We start from the raw sequence: 22,707 nt of genomic DNA on the forward strand, positions 1-22,707 counted from the left end.
CCTGCAAATTAAAACTCTAAAACCTGGGTCGATTGCTCTATTAATCGCCGTCGGAAAAATTAATCCCCAATTCAACATCCAAGCTGTCGGGTATTTCACGTTTGAAATTTCCGTCTAGGTAGCCCAAGGTGATCTCCAGCATATCGGCATCCTCGCTGGCAATGGCACTGCGAATCTGCGCAATATTGCCCTGCACAGTATCCACTGCATTCTGATTGCCGGTGGCGATCATAATATCGAACAAGCTAATGGTGGTATGCTCCGACCCTTGCAATAGTTCCTCTACCGCATCAATGGTGCTGCTGATGGCTGCCCAACTGTTGCCGGCCAGCGGTGCGGCGACATTGACGACATTTCTGGCTTGCAGATAATCCAAAAATTCCTGTACTGCAACAATCAATTGGGTAATAGGCGCTGAGCCGTCTTCTAGCTGGTCATTCAAAAATAAACTTCGGTAGGATTCAGCGGAGTTTTTGTACTGGGTCAACCAGCCTTCTTCCGTGTAATCCGCCCAGCGCATCAGCTGCCCGGTGAGGCTCAATAACACGTCGCACTTGCGCGGTTGGTTATTAAAATCGGCCAGGATATCTGTCGCTTGCTGAGAATGCTCAGCCGTACTGGTTTCAAAGCTAGCGGACTCCACCGCCAATAAACCAACATTTTGAAATGTTTTGGCGGCAAAGTAATCCGCATCTAAGGTGATGCTATCGTCGATATCACTGGCGATCTCACTGCGCACGGTCTCCAGATAATTTGTGCCGCGTAACCGCAACGAATCAATGAAGGTGTAGGCAGGGAACACAATATCGTCGTTTAACGGACCGAAGTTGTAGATGGATAGCGCATACCACTGTTCAAATGTGATCAGCCAACCGTTTTGCAAAGCACTCAATGCATCATTGCTAGGCGTATTACAAAAAGCCTCCGCGCTTTGCTCCAGGGTACTTACTTCTAATTTAAAAGCCTGTACCGTAGGAATGATTGTTTGGTCGACGGCTTGCTCTAATGCCTGGCTAATATCACTGGCATCAATGGGTTTTTCGCCACGATCTTTGCCAACGCAACCAGCGACAATTGCAGCCACGGCGACAGCCGCGGTTATCATCCAACCCCTGGGTTTTTTCTCCCACATAATCATTCTCTAATCACAGTTATATTAGTATTGGGCGCACGCAAATTCACAGCCCAACTTTGATACAGCACTTTGTTGTTTTGCAACGGATTACACGCTGGGGATGTGCTTTAAGCTTCAATTATCAGCATGTGATTGTCCCAGGCAGTGCCCGCATAACTTGCACGCTGAGAACGGTCTTCTTCTAGTGTTTTGGCATTTAGCCGGCGCAGCTGCCCCAAAGAATTACTCAACACAAACTGCTGTTTATCCACAGAACAAGCGATACCACACACGTCGTGAAAGCTGTGATAACCGACAAATTCTGCGCTGTCCAGATGCCAAAACACAGCGAGGTCCCCTCTTGGGCTGGTGAATCCCACCAATCGAGTTTGCGCATTGACTCGCACGCTACCCATGTAATCATCTAAGCGTGAAATAACCGCTGCAGGATGCTGAAATAATTGCAACGGTTGGCCGGGTTTGTGATAACCACCGAGCGGTACGATCTCGTTATGGCTCATGGCCGAGCGTTGTAATTGGGTGGCGAACACCACGCTGCCGTCGGTGGTAACGTCTAAATGACGGATGCTCGATTTGGCCTCTGGCAGGGTAAAATCATCCACCAATTTACCGGTAAAGACATCCACATAAGTCAAACTGGAGTGCATGCTCGCCAAATTCAGTTTTTTGCGGCCCGATTCCGGGTGGGTAAGTATGCCGCCGTTTGCGACCACTAGGGTTTTACCATCGGGCATCATTTTGGCTTCGTGGGGCTCAATCCCAAAACTGGGCATGTGTGCTAGTACTTGATAGGTATCGCTATCGCGCACAACGATGACACCTTCTCCTTTGGCAATATTGGATTCAGTGGTAAACAAGGTTTTGCCATCGGCACTGAAGCAAGCATGGCCATTCAAATGTAAACCGGGCTGACATGTAAACGAAGCCACCACCTCGCCACGGTTGATATCTACTTCTAAAACCTGGGTGCCGGGGCGCCGGGCCACCACCAACAACCTATCTTCTCGCAAAGCATGTTGCACCACATCGTGACCGCGAAATTGAGCAGCCGCCGCGTGAACGTCACCCGTAAATTGCTGCTGCCGACTGTGAACCCACGAAACACTGAAGTGATTAGCTTTGCCACCTGCCGCCGAGGCAATTACCTCTCTCTGCGTTTTTGAATTGCCGCAGCCCGCCAAGGGCAATGTCACTGTTATACCCGCACAACCCATGGCGGTTAACAGCTGCCGACGCGATAGTTGGATGTTTCTGCTCTGGCTCATTTAAAGCGATTCCACAAATTCAATCAGCAACTGACGTTGCGATTTGACGAGATGTCTAAATTGTTTTTGGCTGCTAGCGGCTTCACCACCGTGCCATAAAATGGCTTCCGCCACACTCTGGGCTCGGCCGTCGTGTAGATACACAGCATTACCGTTTACCTGGTTGCTAAGCCCAATGGCCCACAATGGAGGGGTACGCCATTCACTGCCGCTGGCGTGATAATCTGGCCGGTTATCGGCCAGCTCAGGGCCCAAATCGTGTAGCAATAAATCCGTGTAAGGCCAAATGATTTGCCCGCCCAAGTGGCTGTTATAGCCGGTTGTTGATTGGGTTTGGAAAGATGGCGTGTGACAGTCGGCACAACCTACCTGGTAGAACAATTGCCGTCCCTGCTGCAAACGCTCTTCCCCCAACTGCAAAAGCCTTGCCTCCGGCACGGCCAAATTACGGGTGAAGTCTACCACCAAATCCAGCAGCTCTTGGTCAATTTCAAAGCCTTCGCTATTGTTGCCGTTGATCATGCCAGTACAGTCGGGCTGCAGCTCAGTGCAAGGCTGGCTAGGAAATACTGGATTACTAATACCCACATCCTGCTGAAAAGCCGCAGCCACGGTGGTCATCAAGCTGGCTCGATTGGCTTTCCACCCAAATCGGCCGGGTAAAACTTTTTTCTGATGGGCATCCCACACCAGATTCACACGCCCAGAAATACCATCGCCATTGCTGTCTTCTGGGTCGGCCAGGGTGTCTATGTCAGACTGGGCGATTAATTCAATTAAGCCCAAGCCAGCAATGGCTGGCGCCGCACGTAAGCTGGTCAACACCCGTTCACTCATTGGCCCATAGTTGAGTTCCGCAAAGCGCAGTGTGGGAAACCTAAGCGTGACGGTTTCACCGTCTGCGTAAGCCACGGTTTTGGCTTGCCAGTCAATATAGGTGTAACTTTCTGGCGCAGCCTCGCGCACCTTAGCCGCCGGCGGGTGATGACGAAATTGATGCTGTAAGGAAATCGACTGACCTTGAAGCTGCAAGCCATAGGTTGGCTCAGGAACAGCACCGTACTCCCGTTGGACACCCGGTATACTCAAGCGTACCAGAGCCGCAAATATGGGCCGGCTGGCGTCGGCGGGCAAATCGCCACGGCCGCCATTGATGTGGCAAGCCAAACAGGTGCGGGCGTTGAAAATTGGCCCCAGGCCATCGCGGGCATTGGTAACCGTGGGCGCTTTTACCCAGGGTTGATGGGCCAGAGCTTTGCCGGCATGAAATTGAGATCGCGCCGATTGTGGTAGATTGGCGCTGGGTAACATTAATGACGCAAAGGGCCGTGTACTTACCGAGGCACTACCACCCGGCTTAAGCTCGGCCACGCTAAAGGGCGGCGCTGGCCGAGCATTACTGTCACCTTTAGGCTGGCAGGCAACTAAGCAAAAGCTTGCAACCAATGATAAAAGCAGTCTAACAAAATGAAGCAGGCCGGGATCACCCCGGCCTGCCGCAAACGCCACTACCAATTTAACACTAGCACTCAGCATCTGGGTCGGTGGTATCACAACCAGAGGCATCGTCGTCTACCACTGTCGCGCTGATTTCCAACGCCGTGGCAATATTGGCGATCTCTGCAGATTGCGCATTCAGCGATAGAATTGTGCTGTACATAGGATTATCTTGGTTGCGATTAGCGTCCATAATCAACACATCCACCGGCATGCCCGCGCGGGCTTGGCTATCAATAGCCATGTAATCAGTTTCAGTTGCCGATAGTGCCGTTTCCAATGCATCCGCCGCCGCGGTTAAATCATCAATGCCCATCTCGGCGACGTAGTCATCGAAGCCATAACCGGAAACCGCACGGCTGGTAACGTCATCGGTTCCATCGAGATCGCTGTCATAACCGGCGTAATCACCGTAATAGCTGTTGGCCACGCCCTCGGCATTCAACCAAATATCGCGGTGTGTGTTGTCAGAAAAGCACGAGTGCTCGTCTTCTTGTGAATTCGAGCTGAAAGCGATTTGCATACGCTCGCCGGCCAATTCACCCTCGGACAAGGTGCCCATACCGGTAAGAATTTCAGTCAGCTTCTGAATGGCCTCGTCGCGGTCTGCAACTGCCGTGAATTGATCACGATAATTATCGCTAACGTCATCCAACCAACCGTCACGTACACTTTCTAAATCGGCCACCAACTTTTCCGCCACAACCTGCATAAATTTTACCCGGCGATCGGCAAAAGCGTCGCTGGTAAAATCGGTCAACGGGCGTTGACCACCGGCGGCAACATTACCCGCGCCGTTGGCTTTAACGGCTTGGTCACGGTCATCGCCATAGGTTACCAAAGCATTATCGTTTAAATCCTGCCCCCACAGCATAAATTCAATGGCGTGGTAACCGGCAACAACATCATGTTCATCGTCGGCAGTGGCGGTGTTGGCAATTAAGTCGACAGTGATTTCGTCGGCGGTATAGACACTGATAATGTTAGCGCTGGTGTCGGTGCCATCCACGGCACCATCTGCGTTAACACCCACGCCGTTGGCGATGACACCGACTTGATCGGCTTCAAAATCACTACTGCTTACATTCTGCACATAGTCGATCAATGCTTCACCCAGAGGCCAAGCGTTGATATCACCCTCTGGGCCGTCTTCGCTGGCGTAATCAGTGGAATCGATGGGACTAAGACGGAAGCGATAGACCTCAGTCTGACCATAAGGCTCGCGAGAAATTAACCATAAACGTTTTAGGTTATCCTGGTCCGCCTGGGTACGATCACCCGCGGCAGTTGCCGCAAAAGCATCAATCGCGTCTTTCAGCTCCAGAGCGGTATCCACCGAATCGCTGTAAGCGGCAAGTGCGATATCAGCGTTAGTTTCGAGGACTTTTTGTACATTTTCGATGTTGATTACATCCGTGGTGACAGTACCCGAGCCACCAGTACTGTTGTCGGTGCTGGAGCCACCACCGCCACCACCACCGCCTCCGCAAGCGGCCAATAAGGAAATGGATGCAGCCGCAATACTGGCTGTAAGAAATTTGGTTTTCATAGTCGTGTCCCTCGCATGGGTATGCTCGTGTCTTATTTCATGGGCGAAACGCTGCTCGCCCCAATAGCGGGTGCATCCATTGCACACTGATCGACCAAGAACCTGTCTAGAAATCTTTTCTGGTAATGGCTGTGTGCTCGGTGAGTCGATTACCCAGCAATGAACCATTGGCAGGCCGCGCCCGTACACCCTTGGCGCGTTATCGCTAATGATAATGATTCTTAGAATTAAAAACAAAGAGATTCCGTTTGATTTACATCAGCTCGATGGCTTTTTACACTCTGTTGAGTTCAAAAACGTGAGATAAACCACAAACTGATTTCAGTTTGGCAACAGATTTGGTTAATCTTGCGCGCAATTGTGACTACGACATACCCTGACCACGTTTTGGATACCTATGGTTAACCTAAGCTCTCCGTCTTCGCTTTTTCCTCCTAAAACCCAATCAATTACTGGAGTTTTAACGTCTCTAACTGCAGTATTGGCGCTGTCTGCCTGTGGCGGCGGTGGTGGCGGCGGTTCGTCGGCACCAGTATCTGAACAGCCTGCGACTCCCGCATTCAGCACCAAGGTTGCACTGGGTGAGGCGCTTTTCAACGATGTAAACCTTTCCTTAGAGCGCAATCAATCCTGCGCGACGTGCCACAATCCGGACGCGGCATTCGCCGATAACCGGCTGGGCGACGACGGTCTTGTCATGGCAGTTTCGCGGGGTGACGACGGCTTTTCGCTGGGCACACGCAACACCCCCACTGCTTCCTATGCCGCTTTAACACCGGAATTTGATACAGGCACGCGAGCCAGGGTTAACGTGGATAGAGCCACTGTGGCCGATTACGAGGGAGCCATTGGCGGCCAATTTGTGGATGGCCGGGCAGAGAACTTACAAGTCCAGGCTGGAGAGCCGTTTCTCAACCCCGTAGAGATGAACATGGCCGATGAAGCGGCCGTGGTAGCGCGTATTTTGGAAGACACCGATTTAGAGGCGTCTTTTAAACATGTGTACGGAGATAACGTTTTTGACTCAACAGAATTGGCGTTCGATGCCCTCACCGACACCATCAGCGAATTTGAAAACCAGGAGCAGTTTGCACGCTTTAATTCTAAATACGATAAATTCATCGCCGGCGAGTACGATGCGTTTCTATTATCAAAAGCGGCTCTGGGCGAAGGCCTATTTTTCTCTCAATTTACAAACTGTGACACTTGCCATCAGCTTCAAAGCGGCAACCACCCCCAAGAAACCTTCACCGGCTACGAATACCACAACATCGGCGTACCAGCTCACCAAACATTGATCAATTTAAAGCAGAGCCTTGGCCAAGATCAGCCGGCGGATCAAGGCCTATTCGATCACACAGGCGAGGAAGCCCATCGCGGTTTAATAAAAGTTCCCACCCTGCGTAACGTGGCGGTTACAGCGCCGTATATGCACAACGGTGTTTTCCGCGAACTGGATACAGTGATGCGTTTTTACGATCACTTCAATAACAGTAATAACACCATTAATCCTGAAACCGGCGAGCCCTGGGCGGCACCAGAAGTTAGCGTCAACATAAACTTTGATGAACTGGAAGACGGCGACATTATGTCGCAAGAAGATATAGAAGGCCTTGTGTGTTTTATGGTCGCTCTGACCGATGAAGCGTTTGAGCCGCTGGTACAAGACAAACTCGACGACTGTGGATTAACGCAGTAATTCAGCAGGCGTACACGACACGTTAACCGCGCCACCACAATACACCGGGGAAACCGACTTTTATTTCCCCAGCGCTGTCGTTAAGGGGAATTAATCACTGCTATTTTTTGTGGTGGTTTCTTGGCTTTCTGTTTCAGTATCCTCCACTTCATGCACTGTTGGCGTATCGCTAAACTCCGATACAAACATGCTCCACAAAGTGAAAAATAGAGCCGCGATCAATGGCCCAACCACAAAACCATGGATACCGAACAACGCCAAACCACCCAACGTAGACAGCAACACGATATAGTCCGGTAGTTTGGTATCTCTGCCCACCAATATAGGGCGCAGAATATTATCCATTAACCCGATTACCACACCACCAAACAAGGCCAGGCCGATGCCGGCGGTAAGATCGCCCACCACGCACAAATAAATCGCCACCGGTGCCCAAATAAGCGCTGCACCCACGGCAGGGATCAAAGCCGCAATGGCCATCATGGTTCCCCACAACAACGCCGCATCGATACCAATTACCCAAAAGGCAATACCACCCAGGGTGCCCTGCACAACACCTATAACCACGTTGCCTTTGACAGTGGCCCGGATGACTTCTGAAAACTTAGTGAACAATTGCGTTTCGTGCGCGTCATCCAGCGGAAACGTAGCTTTAAAGGATTCAATCATTTGTTTGCCGTCACGCAACATAAAAAAGGCCACGTACAACATCATGGCTGTGGCCAGAAAGAACGCCATGGTATTTTGGCCGATGGTCAGCGAACGTTTAGTGACCACGTTGGCGGCGTTGGTAACAAACTTTTGCGCCTCACCACGCAAAGTTTCTATGTCGATGTTCCAGCTTTCCAGTTTGCTGGAAACAATCGGTACCGCCTCCGTTATCTTGTCGATGTAGACACCAAAACCACCCTCGTTGTTTTCCATTGACTGGACGAGGCTTACAGCATGGTTAACCACCGAGGTGGTAATCATAATCACCGGAATCACCACCACCAGAATGGACAAAATCAACGTGGCCAAGGCAGCAAGATTGGGGCTGTTGGGGAACCGACGTAGCAACCAGTAGTTCACCGGCGAAAATAACACCGCTAACACACAGGACCACAGCAATGGCCCTGCAAACGGCAATAAGATCCAACCGAAGGCTGCCGTAGCAAAAAGCAGAATCCATAGGAATAATTTTTTTTGGTCTATCTGACCATCACTGGACTGAAACACGGCGCCTCCCGCCAAAACCACTGCCAACAGAGTTACCCCTGCTCAGCGTTATACCAACATTAGCCGTCACATTAAGCCAAACCGACGCACAAGAAAACCATAATAAAATCAGCTTCTACTATTGCGCCTCAATTTACCACTTCAATCTAACCTCTTAATAAGCCCTGCCTTGTTTAACGCGGCAAGGTCTGCCTCAGCCACCGGCTCACCGACCGCTTAAGCCCATAAAAGGATGCTCATCGCAAAAATCTATTTTTATGCGCTAAAAATATAGAGGTGTATTAGCACCCAGCATGGGCCTGAACTACGCTGAATACATAATGACACGAGCCTAGAACTAGCAGGAGCCACCGTGAAACTGACCAGCTTGATAGACAATGCGGCCAATTTGCCCAGCATTCCCAAAGTAGTACAAGAGTTGATTGAATCTTTCTCTAACGACGATTTTGAGATTGACGACATCACCAAAAAAGTCAGCGCCGACCAGGCCCTTACGGCCAAAGTGCTGCGCTTGGCCAACTCGGCAAAGTATGGTGGTAACCGGACCGTGGGCTCGGTGAACGATGCCATCGTGCGTATGGGCTTTGAAGCTTTGCGCACCCTGGTGCTGGCCTCTGGCATTACCGCCGCCTTTAAAACACCAGAAGGCTTCGATATTAAACAGTTCTGGCGCCGCAGCTTTATGGTTGCCAACCGCGCCAAGTGGGTGGCCAAATACACCCGCCAAAACCCAGAAACATCATTTACCTGCGGCATGATCCACTGCGTTGGCGACCTATTAATGCATATCCTATTGCCAGACCAGGCCCGCGGTATCGAACTGTTGGTGGCCGAGGGTGCAAACAAGGTAGACCTACAGCGCAATCAATTAGGCTTCGACTACCTAGAAGCTGGCGAGTCACTGGCTCAACGCTGGAAATTCCCCCAGGACATCGCCGAGGGTATCCGCTATCAAAATGAGCCCCTAGGGGCGGACCACCCAACCCCACTGGCTGCCATCAACGCCCTGGCTATCTACCTAACCGACCAAGCGGACAACGACAAACAAGCGTTGCTGGCGGATTTTCCAAGCGCCATAGCGGTGTCACTGGACATTGATTTGGTAGAGCTGTTGGCAAATGTTGACCAGCTAGACGAGATCGACGAAGGCATTGAAGAACTGATCGGCTAAGCCCCAAACGGTTACTTTTCGCTCAATACTGCCCGGTCCACTGGGCAGTTTACCCATCTTATGTTGAGTTTTCGTTGCGAGGCCAATTTGGGAGTACGTATAATGCGGGCCACATTCACCCCTGCATTACCCGAGGCTGAAATTGCAACTTCAAAGCTTAAACCAAACGCAACTGCAAGCGCTGGAGCGGGAGCTCGCCGAGCAGTACCAATCTTTCCAAGCCCAGAACCTAAAACTGGACCTTACCCGCGGTAAGCCCTCTTCAGAGCAACTGAGCCTATCCGACGCCCTGGACGGAATTCTGGCGGGCAACTACAAGGCTGAAGACGGCACCGATTGCCGGAATTACGCAATCCTTGACGGCATCCCAGAAATTAAACGCTTGGGCGCCGCCATTATGGGCTTGCCTGTGGAGCAGGTATTAGCCGGCGGTAATGCCAGCTTAACGCTGATGTACCAGACCGTGCAGCACGCTTTAACCATAGGCTTCAATGGCCCAGATTCGGCGTGGCAGAACGAAGGTAAGATTAAGTTTGCTTGCCCGGTGCCAGGTTACGACCGCCACTTCACCATCTGCGAATTTTTTGGCATCGAGATGATTCCCGTCGCCATGACAGATACTGGCCCCGACATGGCAGCACTGACCGAGTTAGTCAGCAACGACCCCAGTATCAAAGGTGTTTGGTGCGTGCCGAAGTACTCCAACCCCACCGGCATTATTTACAGCGATGACGTGGTTAAAGCCATGGCAGAGCTGCCTAAAGTAGCCGGCGCTAATTTTAAAATCTTCTGGGATAATGCCTACGCGGTACACGATTTAGTGTCAACGCCTAACCCGCTGGCCAATATCTTTGACTACGCCAGCCAAGCCGGCACCGACGACGCCGTGTTGCAGTTTTGCTCCACCTCTAAAGTCACCCACGCCGGTGCCGGTGTGGCGTTTTTAGGTGCTAGCCAAGCCAACCTGGCATCGTTTATTAAAGGTTTAAGCGTTAGCACCATTGGCCCCGATAAGGTAAATCAACTGCGCCATGCGCGTTTCTTGCCAGACATGGACGCCCTGCAAGCGCACATGCAAAAGCATGCGGCCATCCTAAAGCCGCGCTTTGATATGGTATTGAAATATCTCAACGAAGATTTGGCCAACACGGGCATGGGCGAATGGGAATCCCCCGAGGGCGGTTATTTTATTGCCTTTGATACCTTGCCAGGCCTTGCCAAGGCCGTGGTAAAACTGGCCGCGGACGCCGGCGTAAAATTAACCCCAGCCGGCGCTACCTTCCCCTATGGCAAGGATCCAGAAGACCGCAATATCCGCATTGCGCCCAGCGTGCCAGGATTGGATGAGCTGGAAAAGGCCATGCAGATATTTGTCCTTAGCGTTAAGCTGGCCAGTGTGCGCCAAGCCCTTGCGGCCTAATGAGTTAACGCCTTAGCAGCGCAACGGCTTTTAGGTTTAATGCGTGTAGAGCACGAAAACGGGAGCAGCTGCTCCCGTTTTTTTATTTAATTATTTATTTAACTAAACAACAACCACACACCAACAAAAAACATCAGTGCACCACTGACTTTGGTCAGCCACTGCGCCTTGCCGCGTTTGTGTAAAAATCGATTAAAAGCCCTGCCGCCCTGTGCATATAACAACAAGCACATAAATTCGACGATTAAAATAATCCCTAAAAAAATCAGCATCTGCGGCAACAAAGGCGCATCCTGATTAATAAACGGCGGCATTAATGCAGCCAAAAAAGCCCAGGCTTTAGGATTGGAAACTGCGGTAATAAAACCCTGAGACGCCAATGCCAGCCGAGAATGCGTGGCACCGGTGGCAATTTGCTCTGGTGGTGTTGGCTCGGCCTGCCAGGTTTGCCACCCCATATAAAAAAGATACGCCGCGCCCAACCATTTAAAAACAGTAAATACCAAAGGGTCTGCCAACAATAAGGCGGCAACGCCAACGATTGCAGCGGTGGTCACCGAAGCCACCCCCAACAATTCGCCCAGCATCATCCACAAGGTTTTACGCACGCCCAAGCGAATGCCTAAAGACATGGATAACGTCATGCACAAGCCCGGCGAGACGGATACCAAAAAGATGGTGCCTATAAAGGCGAATACTACTGATAATTCCATAACGACTTCTCTAACATGCCCTAGCAGCGAGCATCGAGCGTTCTTTAATAGGCCAGTGCAACGCCACCGCCACAAAACTGAGAGCAATGCTAATCCACCAAATCCAATCATAGGAACCGGTTTTTTCATACAGCCAACCGCCCAACCAAACGCCGCAAAAGCTGCCCACTTGATGCCCTAAAAAAACCACACCGTACAGCGTTGCCAAATACCGCACACCAAACATTTTTGCCACCAAGCCAGTGGTTGGAGGCACCGTTGCCAACCACAAAAATCCGGTTAGGGCACTGAATAGAATGACGGTGGTGAGTGACAGAGGTATTAACAGTAAACCGGCGGTAATGACGCCACGCCCGGCATAGATCAATAGCAGCATTGTGCGCATGGATTTGCGGCCAGAAATCACACCCGACGCCAGCGCACCAAACACATTACAAAGCCCGATAATGGCGATGGACCAAGCGGCCACCTCCGGCGCAAAGCCCTTATCCGATAAATATCCGGGGAAATGCACGGTAATAAAGGCTAAATGAAAACCACAAACAAAAAAGCCCAGGGTTAACAACCAATAGGAACCGATTTTACGAGCCAGGTGAACGACGCCCCAAAAATCGTCCTCGGCCCCGGCTTGTGCCACAGGCTGTAATTGGTGGGCAATCAATTTGGCCAACAGCAAGGCCAACACAATCATAGAAAGAGCCATTAACGACATGGCGTGTAACGCGCCCACCCAACCAAACCAATCAATAAATTGTTGTGCCAGTGGCGCCATAACGAATTGGCCAAGTGAGCCGGCCGCCGTCCCCACACCCATAACCCACTGCCGATGTTCCGCTGTGACGGCTTTAGCCATAAGTGGCAATACGATGCCAAAAGCGGTGCCAGCAATCCCGGCGCCGACCAAAAAGCCGGCGCCAACTTGCAACATAAGGACGGAATTGACGCCAGCGGTGAGCCACAAGCCAGCCGCGTAAAGCAGTGCACCGCCAATAATAACTTTTACGCCACCAAAGCGGTCTGCCAGGCCACCGGCAAACACCGCTAGCAGCCCCCAAACCAAGTTCTGAATCGCCAAAGCCAAACTAAGGGTATCCCGGCCCCATTGGTTGGCGGTGGTAATAGGCTCTACAAATAAGCCAAAACTGGCCCTAAAACCAAACGCCAACAGTAACACGCAGGAGGCAACAAAAATGGTGCCCCATGCCGACAACGAAATTTTCATAAAATCTAACTGAGCTCTATTTTATTGGCCGAAAAATTTAGACGAATAACCAATCAAATTCCACCATACAAAACCGCATAAATACGGCACAACGCCAATGTAAATCCGTTAAAACATTCATCATACGCCTTGAAAAATAATGTCAATTCAACAATCATTACAACCTCTATTAATAAACCACCATTTAAGCGCGCAGAGTAGATTCACCCACACTGCCAATACTCACACAATCAATTAAACGTACCTGAGTTTTCCTTTTGCGACTTAAACATGGCTAAAGTACTTAACGACCCAACACTACAGCAATACGATTCCTTTCATCTGGCCGGTGATTTACTGGCATTTACCATTGAAAGAAAATTATTCTCAACGGATGCCATACTTAAAAAACTGTTAAACCATGTGCGGCAATCAATGGGAATGGAAATTGCCTTTGTTTCAGAAATTTTTGAAGGCCGAAGAGTATTTCGCTACGTAGACTACGAGGGTGATTTTCGCCCCTTTCAGGTCGAAGACAGTGACCCGGTGGATGAAACCTATTGTTTAAGAATCATTGATGGCCGGCTACCGGAACTGATTCTCGACACCAGCCAGAATAGCATCACAGCAGGTTTGACCGCCACCGCAGCCTATTCTATTGGCAACTATATTGGCGTGCCGATCATTTTTTCTGACAACACTGTGTACGGCACATTTTGCTGTTTTAGCCGCCAACCCGACCACACGCTTAGCGCTCGTGATGTAGAAAACCTTCGCTTTTTAGCCCACTGTGCCGGCTTGGTCATCGAAAAAGATATTGGCGGCCTGCGCGGCTATGCGCGCAAACATCGGCTGATTAAAAACGTGATTGATGAGAGCCAATTCTTCCCGGTTTTTCAACCTATTTTCGACCTCCAATCTAATCAGGTAAGCGGCTTTGAAGCACTGACACGGTTTATAGCCAAGCCGAGAAAAACGCCAGAGCATTGGTTCCAAGAGGCGAGTAACGTGGGGTTACAGCAGGATTTAGAAATGGCTGCGCTGACCGCTGCTATGGAAGCACTACCCGGCCCTCTTAAGCATTCTATCTCGGTGAATTTGTCGCCCGAATCACTAATGGGTAACCAACAGTCCATTCTCCAGGCCTTACCGCGAGATCAAACCTTGGTCATCGAAATTACCGAGCACGATGTTATTGAGGACTACGCATTGGTGAATCGTGCCCTTGCCCTCTTCAGAGAAAAAGGCATTAAGCTGGCCGTAGATGACGTCGGCGCAGGCTTCGCATGCCTGAAGCACATACTCTTACTGAAGCCAGACATCATAAAGATCGACCAAGCCATCGTTAAATCTATTGATGGCAACCGAGACGCACAGGCCATCACCCGTGCGATGGTAACTTTTGCGCAAGAAATACAGTGTGATGTCATTGCCGAGGGCGTCGAAACCGCAGAAGAACTGGCTTGCTTGAAACAACTTGGCGTTGCCAAGGGGCAAGGCTTTTTACTGGGGGTTCCTAATAAGGGAGCAATCAGCCGCTGGGTTTAGGCTAAAAAGTTGGTCACCAATCTAGCGAACAGCTCGGGTTTTTCGGCGTGCAGCCAGTGGGCAGTACCGCTTAACACTTTAACCTGGGCCTTGGGAAACCGCTGCATAACCTCTTGGGTGTACTCGCAGCGTAGGTAATCCGATAACTCCCCTTTGATAAACAACACCGGTTTATCAAATTGGGCATCGGCTCGGTTAGCGCCAATTAAGTGAAAATAATTTTGTTTGATACCGGCGACGTTGATGCGCCAAAAATAGCTGCCGTCATCTCTGCGGGCTAGATTTTTAAGAATAAAGCTGCGGATGGCGGGCTCGGTAATGTGCTCCGCCAGCTGTTTATCGGCTTGGCTGCGAGCGGTGAGCTGGGCCAACTGCACGGACTCGATACCGGCGAAGACGTCATCGTGGCGCGGCACACCGTAATCCACCGGGGCAATGTCGGCTACCACCAAGCGCTTTACCCGTTGCGGCGCAGATAACGCCACCTCCATCATCACTTTGCCACCCAGCGAATGGCCCAGCAGATATACGTCGTTGAGCTGATGAGCATCCAAAAACTCGACCACATCTTTGGCCATATCGGCCAGCGTCATTGCCGAGCTGTGCGGCGAGCCGCCGTGATTGCGCATATCCAAACTGTACACTTGGAAGCGCTCGGTTAGATAGCGAGCAATGCCACCCAAGTTTTCCCAGGAGCCAAACAAACCGTGCATCATTACCAACACGGGGCCGGTGTCGTTGTAGCGTTTAAAATTTAACTGCAAGGAAACACCTTAGCGCAAGGGCGTATTAGGAGTCGGATTTGGGCGCATTGCCGCCCTGGAATGGGAAGGTTGCCACGTTTTCTGAGGCTTTTATATCACTGACCTTGCTGGTGCCATGCTTTTCCACCTCATCAATACGGATTATCGCCTGCATGGGTATGTAAGAGCGCTTTACGTCGGCAAATTCCGATTTGAGCTTTTCTTCGCCTGGGTCCACAACAAGATTGGAGCGCTCGCCAAATACAAATTCTTCCACTTCAATAAAGCCGTACATTTCGCTTTGGTAGATGGCCTTAGCGAAAATCTCGTACACCTGTGAGCGGTTAAAGAAAATTACCTTATAAACAGATTTGTCACTCATGAATTACCACAATACCCCTCAAGGGTGCACTTCTGTGACACAGGCAAGTGCCACTCAATTCATTTACGTAAGCCATTGAATTTTCATAAAATAATCAATGGTACATGGTTATAGTTACGATACATCGGCGTTATATCGACACCGCAGCGCGGCCGTCAAGCGTGGCCTGCGTGCAAGCCAACCAGCTACTTATTATAGCAAGGCAGCATAACCCACACCCGGTGTTAATCCGACCTTATATGGTGGGTGTTGGCTCAATTTCAAGAGGGTTGTAGCATACTGGGGCCGAGTGTCGCTATAATCCCGCGCTCTTTTCGCTCAGATTTTAGCCAGGTTGTTTGTATGCCGTCTTCTGACCACGCCAATATCATCGCCAGCTCCGTGGAAACCTTTGATCCCACGGCGCCTAAACCTGCCCAAACCGCGCACTACGATGCCAGTGCGCAGCCGGCGGTGGGCACCAAAAAGCTGTTCATACAAACCCACGGCTGCCAGATGAATGAGTACGATTCTAATCGTATGCGAGATTTGTTGGGTGAGTCGCACCAGCTGGTAGCAACGGATAACCCAGACGAAGCCGATGTGTTGTTGATCAACACCTGCTCAATCCGAGAAAAAGCCCAGGATAAACTGTTTCATCAACTGGGCCGTTGGAAAAACCTCAAGCAAAAGAATCCCGACGTAGTGATCGGTGTTGGCGGATGCGTGGCCAGCCAAGAAGGCGACGCCATCGCCAAGCGCGCGCCCTTTGTCGACCTGATTTTTGGCCCACAAACCTTACACCGCCTACCAGAGATGCTGGACGCCCCCAAAGATCAGGGCGCCGTGGTGGTGGACATAAGCTTCCCGGAGATTGAAAAATTCGACCGCCTGCCAGAGCCTGAGGCAGACGGCGTAACGGCGTTTGTGTCGGTGATGGAAGGCTGCTCCAAATACTGTACCTTCTGCGTAGTGCCCTACACCCGTGGCGAGGAAGTTAGCCGGCCGGTAGCGGGCGTTTTGGCCGAAATTGCCCATTTAGCCCGCCAGGGCGTGCGCGAAATTAACCTACTGGGGCAAAACGTAAACGCCTACCAAGGTGCCGACAGCGACGGCCAGACCATCGACTTGGCCGAGCTGATCACCCGTACCGCCACCGTACCCGGCATCGATCGCATTCGCTATACCACCTCCCATCCGGTGGAATTCAGCGACGCCCTTATCGACGTTTACGAGCGTGTACCCGAGCTGGTTAGCCACCTACACCTACCCGTACAAAGCGGCTCCGATCGCATCTTGATGGCCATGAAGCGTGGCCATACCTGTTTGGAATACAAATCCAAGCTGCGTCGTCTGAAAAAAATTCGCCCCGAAATCAGCTTTTCTTCGGACTTTATCATTGGCTTCCCCGGTGAAACCGATGATGACTTTGAAGCCACCATGAAGCTGATCACCGATATGGATTTCGACACGTCTTTCAGCTTTATATATAGCCAGCGCCCGGGGACACCCGCCTCTGACTTGCCGGATGACACCCCGGCGGAAGTGAAAAAAGCCCGCTTACAACGCCTGCAACAGCAACTGCTAAACCAGGCCCAGCGCATTAGCCGCACCATGGTGGGCAATACTGAGCGTGTTTTAGTAACCGGCTACAGCAAAAAAGACCCCGGCCAGCTCTCGGGCCGCACGGAGAACAACCGAGTGGTGAATTTCCGCTGTGACCAACCCCAGCTGATCGGTCACTTTGCCGACATCCTCATCGAAGAAGCCCTGCCCAACTCGCTGCGCGGCAGCTTGCTGGCCTGCGAACTCGAAGACGATTTTTAGGCCATCCTGGCGGGACGCGCCATTGTCCCTTCAACCGCTGGCCTTTAACCCGGATTAGGCGGGCCAGGACAGACCGCCAGTTAAGTGCTACATTTCGGCATAACTGGTTATATTTTAAGCTTACGTTAAGCCTTCTCAGCCCCACCAATTTGGTTTAGGCTAGAGGGCCGAACTGAAACCGTAAGGACGGTTAATTTTCACCATTGAACAATCCAACTGATACCGCCTCCGCTGCAACCGAGGTGGCAAACCAAGAAGTCGCTGGGAGTGAAGATCAAGCTACCCAGCAACTGACCCTAGAGCCCGTCGACAGCCGTCGTTTGGCTTCCTTGAGCGGCCAGTTTGACGACAATCTCCGTCAGATCGAAAAACGCCTGGACGTGGTTATTGCCAACCGCGGCCACCTGTTTTCTATCACTGGTAGCCCCAAGGATGTTGAATCCACCTGTGCCCTATTGGCGCACTTGTATGGTGAAACCGACAACGACCGTGAACTGTCCGCCGAGCAAGTACACCTGGCCCTACAGCCCTCCAGCATAGAGAGCCTAACCAACCCCGGCGGTGCCGGTGCCGAATTGACACTGATTCGCACCAAAAAATGTACGGTAAAGCCCCGTGGCCGCAACCAGCAAAATTATGTGCGTTCGGTACAAAGTAACGATATCAATTTCGGCATCGGCCCTGCGGGTACGGGTAAAACCTATCTGGCGGTGGCTTGTGCGGTGGAATCCTTGCTAAAGGACCAGATTGAACGCATTCTGCTGGTTCGTCCTGCGGTTGAAGCCGGAGAGAAGCTCGGTTTTTTGCCCGGTGACCTATCCCAAAAGGTAGACCCTTACCTACGCCCTTTATATGACGCCCTGTACGAAATGCTCGGCTTCGAGACCGTTGAAAAGCTTATCGAGCGCAACGTTATTGAAGTGGCCCCATTGGCCTACATGCGAGGCCGCACCCTGAACAACGCCTTTGTAATTCTCGATGAAAGCCAAAACACCACCCGCGAACAAATGAAAATGTTTCTCACCCGGATCGGCTTTGGCAGCACAGCGGTTATCAACGGCGACCCAAGCCAAATCGACCTGCCCCGCGGTCAAGCCAGCGGCTTGCGTCACGCGATGCAGGTATTGGAGGGCGTTAAGGGCATAAGCTTTACCTTTTTTGGCGCAAAAGATGTTGTCAGGCATCCGCTGGTGCAGCGTATCGTAGAAGCCTACGATCGCGCTGAGCAGCATGCCGAGCACGCTAAAAGCAACGCCAAAGAAGACTGAGACGCGCATGCATCTGGACTTCCAAGTGGCCATAGAGGCCATAGAGGCCAGCCTGCCTAGCGAGGAGGAGTTTCTGCGTTGGGTCAAGGCTGCATTGGTGCGAGCCAAAGGCGACGAGGAACTAACCATTCGTGTGGTGGGGGCCGCAGAAAGCCAAACTCTTAATCGCGACTACCGTGGAAAAGACAAGCCCACCAATGTGTTGTCGTTTGAGGCAGATTTGCCCGACGAAATCGAGGTAAATTTGCTGGGCGATATGATAATTTGCGCCCCGGTGGTTGCCCAAGAAGCCACTGAGCAAGGTAAGTCAGAGCAGCACCACTGGGCACATATGGTGGTGCATGGCACTCTGCATTTACAAGGTTACGACCACATTGAGGACAGTGACGCTGAGGTTATGGAGCGCTTGGAGATCGAGATCTTGGCAAGGCTGGGCATTGCCAACCCCTACCGAGTACTTTAAGCCGGCGGTATGCGTCACAATATAGGAACAAAACCCGAGTAGTGTTGCGCTAAACTGCCCAGAAGGGACAACAGCAACACCACAATAACAGGCCCAAAGACTACCCAAGGCCACACAGCGCTATTAACAAGCAGGAGCATTACATTGCCATGAGCGAAGACCCGGCGAGCAGTCGACAGTCCTCACGTAACCAAGACAAAACCTGGATCAATCGGTTGATGTCTGGTTTCTCTTCGGAGCCCAAATCACGTGAGGACCTGATCAACATCATCAAAGAAGCCGCTGCCAACCAGCTGTTGGATGACGAAGCGGTGAGCATGATCGAAGGGGCCATCGACGTACACGAACGTCAGGTTCGTGAGGTGATGGTACCACGCTCTCAAATGGTGGTTATTGGCATTGAAGAAACCCCAGAGCAACTGCTGCCAACGGTTATCGAGTCCGCCCACTCCCGCTTTCCCGTTATTGGAGAATCCGCCGACGATATCAAAGGCATTCTACTGGCCAAAGACCTACTGCCTTTAATTCTTAACGGCACCGAAGACTTTACCCTAGAAAAAGTCATACGCCCTGCTAGCATCATCCCAGAAAGCAAACGCCTCAACGTACTGCTGCGAGAATTCCGCGAGAATCGCTACCACATGGCCTTGGTGATTGACGAATACGGCGCCATCGCCGGCCTAGTCACCATTGAAGACGTGTTGGAAAAAATCGTTGGCGATATCGAAGACGAAACCGACGAAGAAGACGAAGACGGTTTTATCCGCAAAGTATCGGATAACGAATACGTGATAAAAGCGCTGTTACCCATCGATCAGTTCAACGACGAGTTCGGCGCAAAGTTTGACGATAACGAATTCGATACCATAGCCGGTATTTTGATTCGTGCGTTTGGCCATCTACCCTCACGCAATGAGCACGTAGAAATAGACGGCTTCGAATTCCGCGTACTTTACGCTGACAGCCGTCAAATTCACTTGATTCGTTTAACCATTCCGGAAAGCTAATCGATAAGGACTGCCCGTGGCTTCAGGTATCTCCGTGCCTCCCGGCGACAATGCAGGCAGTTTGGACATTGAGCCTGAGCACTCCACCCAGGGGCCAACCCGCCCTACGCCACTGCCTGTATTCGCACTGCCTTATTGGCTTTGGTTAGTAATCAACCTTGCCGCCGGCGCCATCACTCCACTGGCCCTGGCACCTTTCAACTGGTGGCCATTGGCCGTGCTTGGCTTGGGCTTGTTTCAACTAAGCCTAAGTCAATTATCTCGTGGTTACTTTGGCCAGGCTTTTAGCTTTGGCCTGGGTTTTTTTGGCGTTGGCGCCAGCTGGGTGTTTGTCAGCATCAGCCAATACGGCAGTTCATCTACCCCCCTGGCACTGGTACTCACCGGCTTATTCGTTGCCGGCCTAGCCCTGGTATTAGCCCTGCCCTACCTACTGTTTGCACGCTTGCGCGGCCGTAGTTGGCTAACCACACTCATCATTACCGGCCCGCTGTTTTGGGTGTTTGGTGAATGGTTGCGAGGCTGGTTACTCACCGGTTTTCCTTGGTTATACCTAGGTTACAGTCAACTCAATACCTGGCTTGCCGGTTTTGCCCCGGTGGGCGGCGTGCTGTTGGTCAGTTTAATGCTGGCCATTACCGCCGCCACCGTACCCGCGGTAGTCATCACCTTTATTGGCAAACAATGGTTAAAAGGCGGCATCTGCTTGGCCGCTACGGTTGCCTTTTGGCTCACCGGCGACGCCTACAATCAACAACTGTGGACTAAGCCTATCTCGGAGCAACCCATTACTGTTGGCTTGGTACAGCCCAACATTAGCCAAGCGCAGAAATGGCTGCCTGAAAATCGTCGCCCTACGCTGGATTTACTGGCCACCATGAGCGAGCCGCTGTGGGCCGAGGCCGACTGGGTGCTGTGGCCAGAGGCCGCACTGCCAACCCTGTACGAGTATGCCCAACCTTTTATAGATGAGATCAGCAATACCGCCGCTAAAAATAACAGCACCTTAATTACCGGTGTGCTCTATCGCAGCCCAGGCAAGCCCGAGATTTACAACAGTATTATTGCTCGTGGATTGGGCCAGGGCAATTACCTTAAAACCAGACTGGTGCCCTTTGGCGAATACGTACCGCTGGAGCACTGGCTGCGCGGCACCTTAGATTTTTTCAACTTACCCACCTCAATCATTGCTGCCGGCCACGGCCAACAGCGCGGCCTGCAAGCAGGCGTACACCGCATCAGTACCAGTATTTGCTACGAGGTTGTTTACCCGGCGCTAGTGGCCCAAAATGCCCTTGGCAGTGACGTGCTACTGACCATCTCCAACGATGGATGGTTTGGCGATTCCATAGGCCCCCTACAACACATGCAAATGGCACAAATGCGGGCCAAAGAAACCCAGCGCTATTTGATTCGCGGTACCAACAACGGTATTTCCGCATTGGTGGATCATCGCGGCAAGATCGTTGCCAGCATGCCTCAATTTGAGCGTAGCACTTTGGTTGGTACGGTTTTTCCACGCCAGGGAGAAACCCCTTTTATGCGCTTTCAAAACCACTTGATTGAAATGATTTTAGGTTTCGGTTTACTAGCCCTACTGGTTCAAAACCAGCGTCGACGACGGGCCCAAAGCACCTCCGCCTAAACACCATTAACCGCGCACCGGTTCACAGGGAGGTTTACGTGCACACCATTTTTCACTGCATTAGCCGCACGCTTCTGGCGGCAGTTTTGCTGTGTCTGCTAACCAGCTGCACCAAAACCAAATTAGCTTACAGCTTTCTGGATAACTGGCTGCGCTGGGAAACCGAAAACTACGTAGATTTAAACTCCGAGCAAAAACAACTGCTGAAAACCCAATCAAAGCAGTTCCATCAATGGCACCGCGCCAACGAACTAATTCCTCTGGCCGAGTTGGCTGGCGATAGTGCCGACTTGTTTAATCAGCCGGCCATTTCAGTGCAGGAAATAGAACAGCTTTTAGACCAATCAGAGAAACTGTACCAGCGCTCGGCCGATCAACTGCGCAAACTCAGCGATGCACTTTTACCCACGCTGAGCTCGGAACAAACCCAACAGATCATGGATAAACTGGATGAGCAAATTCAGGAATATCAAGAAGAGTATCTAGCGGTTAGCCCATCCCAGCGCATAGAAGACCGCGCCGAAAATATGGCCGATTTTTTAAAAGGCATCGTCGGTAAACTCACCGATGACCAACAGCAATTACTGAACTTTTGGTCTCAACATCAAGTTGGGTTAGCCGCCGAAGGCCTGTTGCAGCAACGACTTTGGCAACAAGCCTTTCGTACCAAGCTGGCTGAGGACACCTACAGCCCCACCGACTTGGATGACCTAGCCGAACTTATTTTTGCGGAAATGGCGCCACTTAATGATCAACACCAACAGGTGGTGTTGGCCAATCGTCAACGAACCTATGCCATGATCGCCGATTTCCATGGCACACTCACTACTAAACAAAAAGAAAAACTCAATCGACAGCTGACTACATACCAGCAGGATTTTTTAGCGCTGGCTGCAGCTACAGGAGAAGACTAGTTTTCAATCCTGCGCTGCAGCCTGTGTTGCTACACGCTAAAACTTTTGCCTAGCTGGCGCGGG

The 22,707-nt window shown here is 51.4% G+C and carries 18 protein-coding genes and 1 pseudogene; 10 read left to right on the forward strand and 9 right to left on the reverse strand.

The window, feature by feature from the left end:
- Window positions 1-40 precede the first annotated feature (40 nt).
- The 4 genes from ACGHM3_RS18425 to ACGHM3_RS18440 all read right to left on the reverse strand — a co-directional run bounded on the left by ACGHM3_RS18425 (window position 41) and on the right by ACGHM3_RS18440 (window position 5,446).
- Window positions 41-1,132, reverse strand: a complete 1,092-nt coding sequence (locus ACGHM3_RS18425; protein WP_345422429.1) for an imelysin family protein — start codon at window positions 1,130-1,132, stop codon at window positions 41-43.
- A 110-nt stretch (window positions 1,133-1,242) separates the two neighbouring features.
- Window positions 1,243-2,400, reverse strand: coding sequence for a DUF1513 domain-containing protein (locus ACGHM3_RS18430; RefSeq protein WP_345422425.1), 1,158 nt, complete (start codon window positions 2,398-2,400; stop codon window positions 1,243-1,245).
- Window positions 2,401-3,936, reverse strand: a complete 1,536-nt coding sequence (locus tag ACGHM3_RS18435; protein ID WP_390517396.1) for a di-heme oxidoredictase family protein — start codon at window positions 3,934-3,936, stop codon at window positions 2,401-2,403.
- The gene (locus ACGHM3_RS18440) at window positions 3,923-5,446 is read right to left on the reverse strand and encodes an imelysin family protein (protein WP_345422419.1); all 1,524 of its coding nucleotides are present in this window, start codon (window positions 5,444-5,446) and stop codon (window positions 3,923-3,925) included. Before ACGHM3_RS18440 ends, ACGHM3_RS18435 begins: the two co-directional genes overlap by 14 nt.
- Before the next feature lie 397 nt (window positions 5,447-5,843).
- On the opposite strand from ACGHM3_RS18440, the gene ACGHM3_RS18445 reads away from it, so the two are divergent.
- Window positions 5,844-7,145, forward strand: coding sequence for a cytochrome c peroxidase (locus tag ACGHM3_RS18445; protein WP_345422416.1), 1,302 nt, complete (start codon window positions 5,844-5,846; stop codon window positions 7,143-7,145).
- Between the two features lie 90 nt (window positions 7,146-7,235).
- On the opposite strand, the gene ACGHM3_RS18450 is transcribed toward ACGHM3_RS18445, so the two are convergent.
- The gene (locus ACGHM3_RS18450; RefSeq protein WP_345422413.1) at window positions 7,236-8,363 is read right to left on the reverse strand and encodes an AI-2E family transporter; all 1,128 of its coding nucleotides are present in this window, start codon (window positions 8,361-8,363) and stop codon (window positions 7,236-7,238) included.
- A 352-nt stretch (window positions 8,364-8,715) separates the two neighbouring features.
- Here ACGHM3_RS18450 and ACGHM3_RS18455 point away from each other — a divergent pair, with 352 nt between their 5' ends.
- The gene (locus tag ACGHM3_RS18455; RefSeq protein WP_345422411.1) at window positions 8,716-9,534 is read left to right on the forward strand and encodes an HDOD domain-containing protein; all 819 of its coding nucleotides are present in this window, start codon (window positions 8,716-8,718) and stop codon (window positions 9,532-9,534) included.
- 142 nt (window positions 9,535-9,676) lie between these two features.
- A complete protein-coding gene (locus tag ACGHM3_RS18460) occupies window positions 9,677-10,954 on the forward strand; it encodes an aminotransferase class I/II-fold pyridoxal phosphate-dependent enzyme (protein ID WP_345422408.1) in 1,278 nt (425 codons plus the stop codon).
- A 98-nt stretch (window positions 10,955-11,052) separates the two neighbouring features.
- Here the strand turns inward: ACGHM3_RS18460 and ACGHM3_RS18465 are convergent, their stop codons facing one another.
- Together ACGHM3_RS18465 and ACGHM3_RS18470 are read right to left on the reverse strand one after the other, a co-directional pair.
- Window positions 11,053-11,667 (reverse strand): LysE family translocator, encoded by a 615-nt coding sequence (locus ACGHM3_RS18465; RefSeq protein WP_345422405.1) that lies wholly within the window; start codon window positions 11,665-11,667, stop codon window positions 11,053-11,055.
- 10 nt (window positions 11,668-11,677) lie between these two features.
- Window positions 11,678-12,889 (reverse strand): MFS transporter, encoded by a 1,212-nt coding sequence (locus ACGHM3_RS18470; protein ID WP_345422402.1) that lies wholly within the window; start codon window positions 12,887-12,889, stop codon window positions 11,678-11,680.
- A 270-nt stretch (window positions 12,890-13,159) separates the two neighbouring features.
- Between ACGHM3_RS18470 and ACGHM3_RS18475 the strand changes: the two genes are divergently transcribed.
- Window positions 13,160-14,416, forward strand: a complete 1,257-nt coding sequence (locus ACGHM3_RS18475; protein ID WP_345422399.1) for an EAL domain-containing protein — start codon at window positions 13,160-13,162, stop codon at window positions 14,414-14,416.
- Here ACGHM3_RS18475 and ACGHM3_RS18480 read toward each other — a convergent pair.
- Both ACGHM3_RS18480 and ACGHM3_RS18485 read right to left on the reverse strand, forming a co-directional pair.
- Window positions 14,413-15,180 carry an alpha/beta fold hydrolase gene (locus tag ACGHM3_RS18480; RefSeq protein ID WP_345422396.1) on the reverse strand — a complete coding sequence of 256 codons (768 nt, stop codon included), beginning with the start codon at window positions 15,178-15,180 and terminating at the stop codon, window positions 14,413-14,415. The genes ACGHM3_RS18475 and ACGHM3_RS18480 overlap by 4 nt on opposite strands.
- A gap of 25 nt (window positions 15,181-15,205) precedes the next feature.
- Window positions 15,206-15,541: a DUF1820 family protein gene (locus ACGHM3_RS18485; protein ID WP_345422393.1), complete on the reverse strand. Its 336-nt coding sequence runs from the start codon at window positions 15,539-15,541 to the stop codon at window positions 15,206-15,208.
- A 453-nt stretch (window positions 15,542-15,994) separates the two neighbouring features.
- Between ACGHM3_RS18485 and miaB the strand changes: the two are divergent.
- The 6 genes and pseudogenes from miaB to ACGHM3_RS18515 form a co-directional block, all read left to right on the forward strand.
- Window positions 15,995-17,335: pseudogene (gene miaB, locus ACGHM3_RS18490) on the forward strand (tRNA (N6-isopentenyl adenosine(37)-C2)-methylthiotransferase MiaB); the annotation flags it as partial.
- A gap of 254 nt (window positions 17,336-17,589) precedes the next feature.
- Window positions 17,590-18,615, forward strand: a complete 1,026-nt coding sequence (locus ACGHM3_RS18495) for a PhoH family protein (protein WP_390518267.1) — start codon at window positions 17,590-17,592, stop codon at window positions 18,613-18,615.
- Window positions 18,616-18,622: 7 nt separating this feature from the next.
- On the forward strand, window positions 18,623-19,078 hold the full coding sequence (gene ybeY, locus ACGHM3_RS18500; protein ID WP_390517400.1) for an rRNA maturation RNase YbeY: 456 nt from the start codon (window positions 18,623-18,625) through the stop codon (window positions 19,076-19,078).
- A gap of 149 nt (window positions 19,079-19,227) precedes the next feature.
- On the forward strand, window positions 19,228-20,085 hold the full coding sequence (locus ACGHM3_RS18505) for a transporter associated domain-containing protein (protein WP_345422387.1): 858 nt from the start codon (window positions 19,228-19,230) through the stop codon (window positions 20,083-20,085).
- 16 nt (window positions 20,086-20,101) lie between these two features.
- Window positions 20,102-21,730 carry an apolipoprotein N-acyltransferase gene (lnt, locus tag ACGHM3_RS18510; protein WP_345422384.1) on the forward strand — a complete coding sequence of 543 codons (1,629 nt, stop codon included), beginning with the start codon at window positions 20,102-20,104 and terminating at the stop codon, window positions 21,728-21,730.
- A 38-nt stretch (window positions 21,731-21,768) separates the two neighbouring features.
- Window positions 21,769-22,644 (forward strand): DUF6279 family lipoprotein, encoded by an 876-nt coding sequence (locus ACGHM3_RS18515; protein ID WP_345422381.1) that lies wholly within the window; start codon window positions 21,769-21,771, stop codon window positions 22,642-22,644.
- The last annotated feature ends 63 nt before the right edge of the window (window positions 22,645-22,707 follow it).

This window comes from Halioxenophilus aromaticivorans, assembly GCF_042850945.1.
GTDB lineage: Bacteria > Pseudomonadota > Gammaproteobacteria > Pseudomonadales > Cellvibrionaceae > Halioxenophilus > Halioxenophilus aromaticivorans.

Coding starts and splice junctions, on each gene's coding strand:
- ACGHM3_RS18425 (WP_345422429.1), bottom strand. CDS start 1,132: ATGTGGGAGAAAAAACCCAGGGGTTGGATGATAACCGCGGCTGTCGCC.
- ACGHM3_RS18430 (WP_345422425.1), bottom strand. CDS start 2,400: ATGAGCCAGAGCAGAAACATCCAACTATCGCGTCGGCAGCTGTTAACC.
- ACGHM3_RS18435 (WP_390517396.1), bottom strand. CDS start 3,936: ATGCTGAGTGCTAGTGTTAAATTGGTAGTGGCGTTTGCGGCAGGCCGG.
- ACGHM3_RS18440 (WP_345422419.1), bottom strand. CDS start 5,446: ATGAAAACCAAATTTCTTACAGCCAGTATTGCGGCTGCATCCATTTCC.
- ACGHM3_RS18445 (WP_345422416.1), top strand. CDS start 5,844: ATGGTTAACCTAAGCTCTCCGTCTTCGCTTTTTCCTCCTAAAACCCAA.
- ACGHM3_RS18465 (WP_345422405.1), bottom strand. CDS start 11,667: ATGGAATTATCAGTAGTATTCGCCTTTATAGGCACCATCTTTTTGGTA.
- ACGHM3_RS18470 (WP_345422402.1), bottom strand. CDS start 12,889: ATGAAAATTTCGTTGTCGGCATGGGGCACCATTTTTGTTGCCTCCTGC.
- ACGHM3_RS18475 (WP_345422399.1), top strand. CDS start 13,160: ATGGCTAAAGTACTTAACGACCCAACACTACAGCAATACGATTCCTTT.
- ACGHM3_RS18485 (WP_345422393.1), bottom strand. CDS start 15,541: ATGAGTGACAAATCTGTTTATAAGGTAATTTTCTTTAACCGCTCACAG.
- ybeY (WP_390517400.1), top strand. CDS start 18,623: ATGCATCTGGACTTCCAAGTGGCCATAGAGGCCATAGAGGCCAGCCTG.
- ACGHM3_RS18505 (WP_345422387.1), top strand. CDS start 19,228: ATGAGCGAAGACCCGGCGAGCAGTCGACAGTCCTCACGTAACCAAGAC.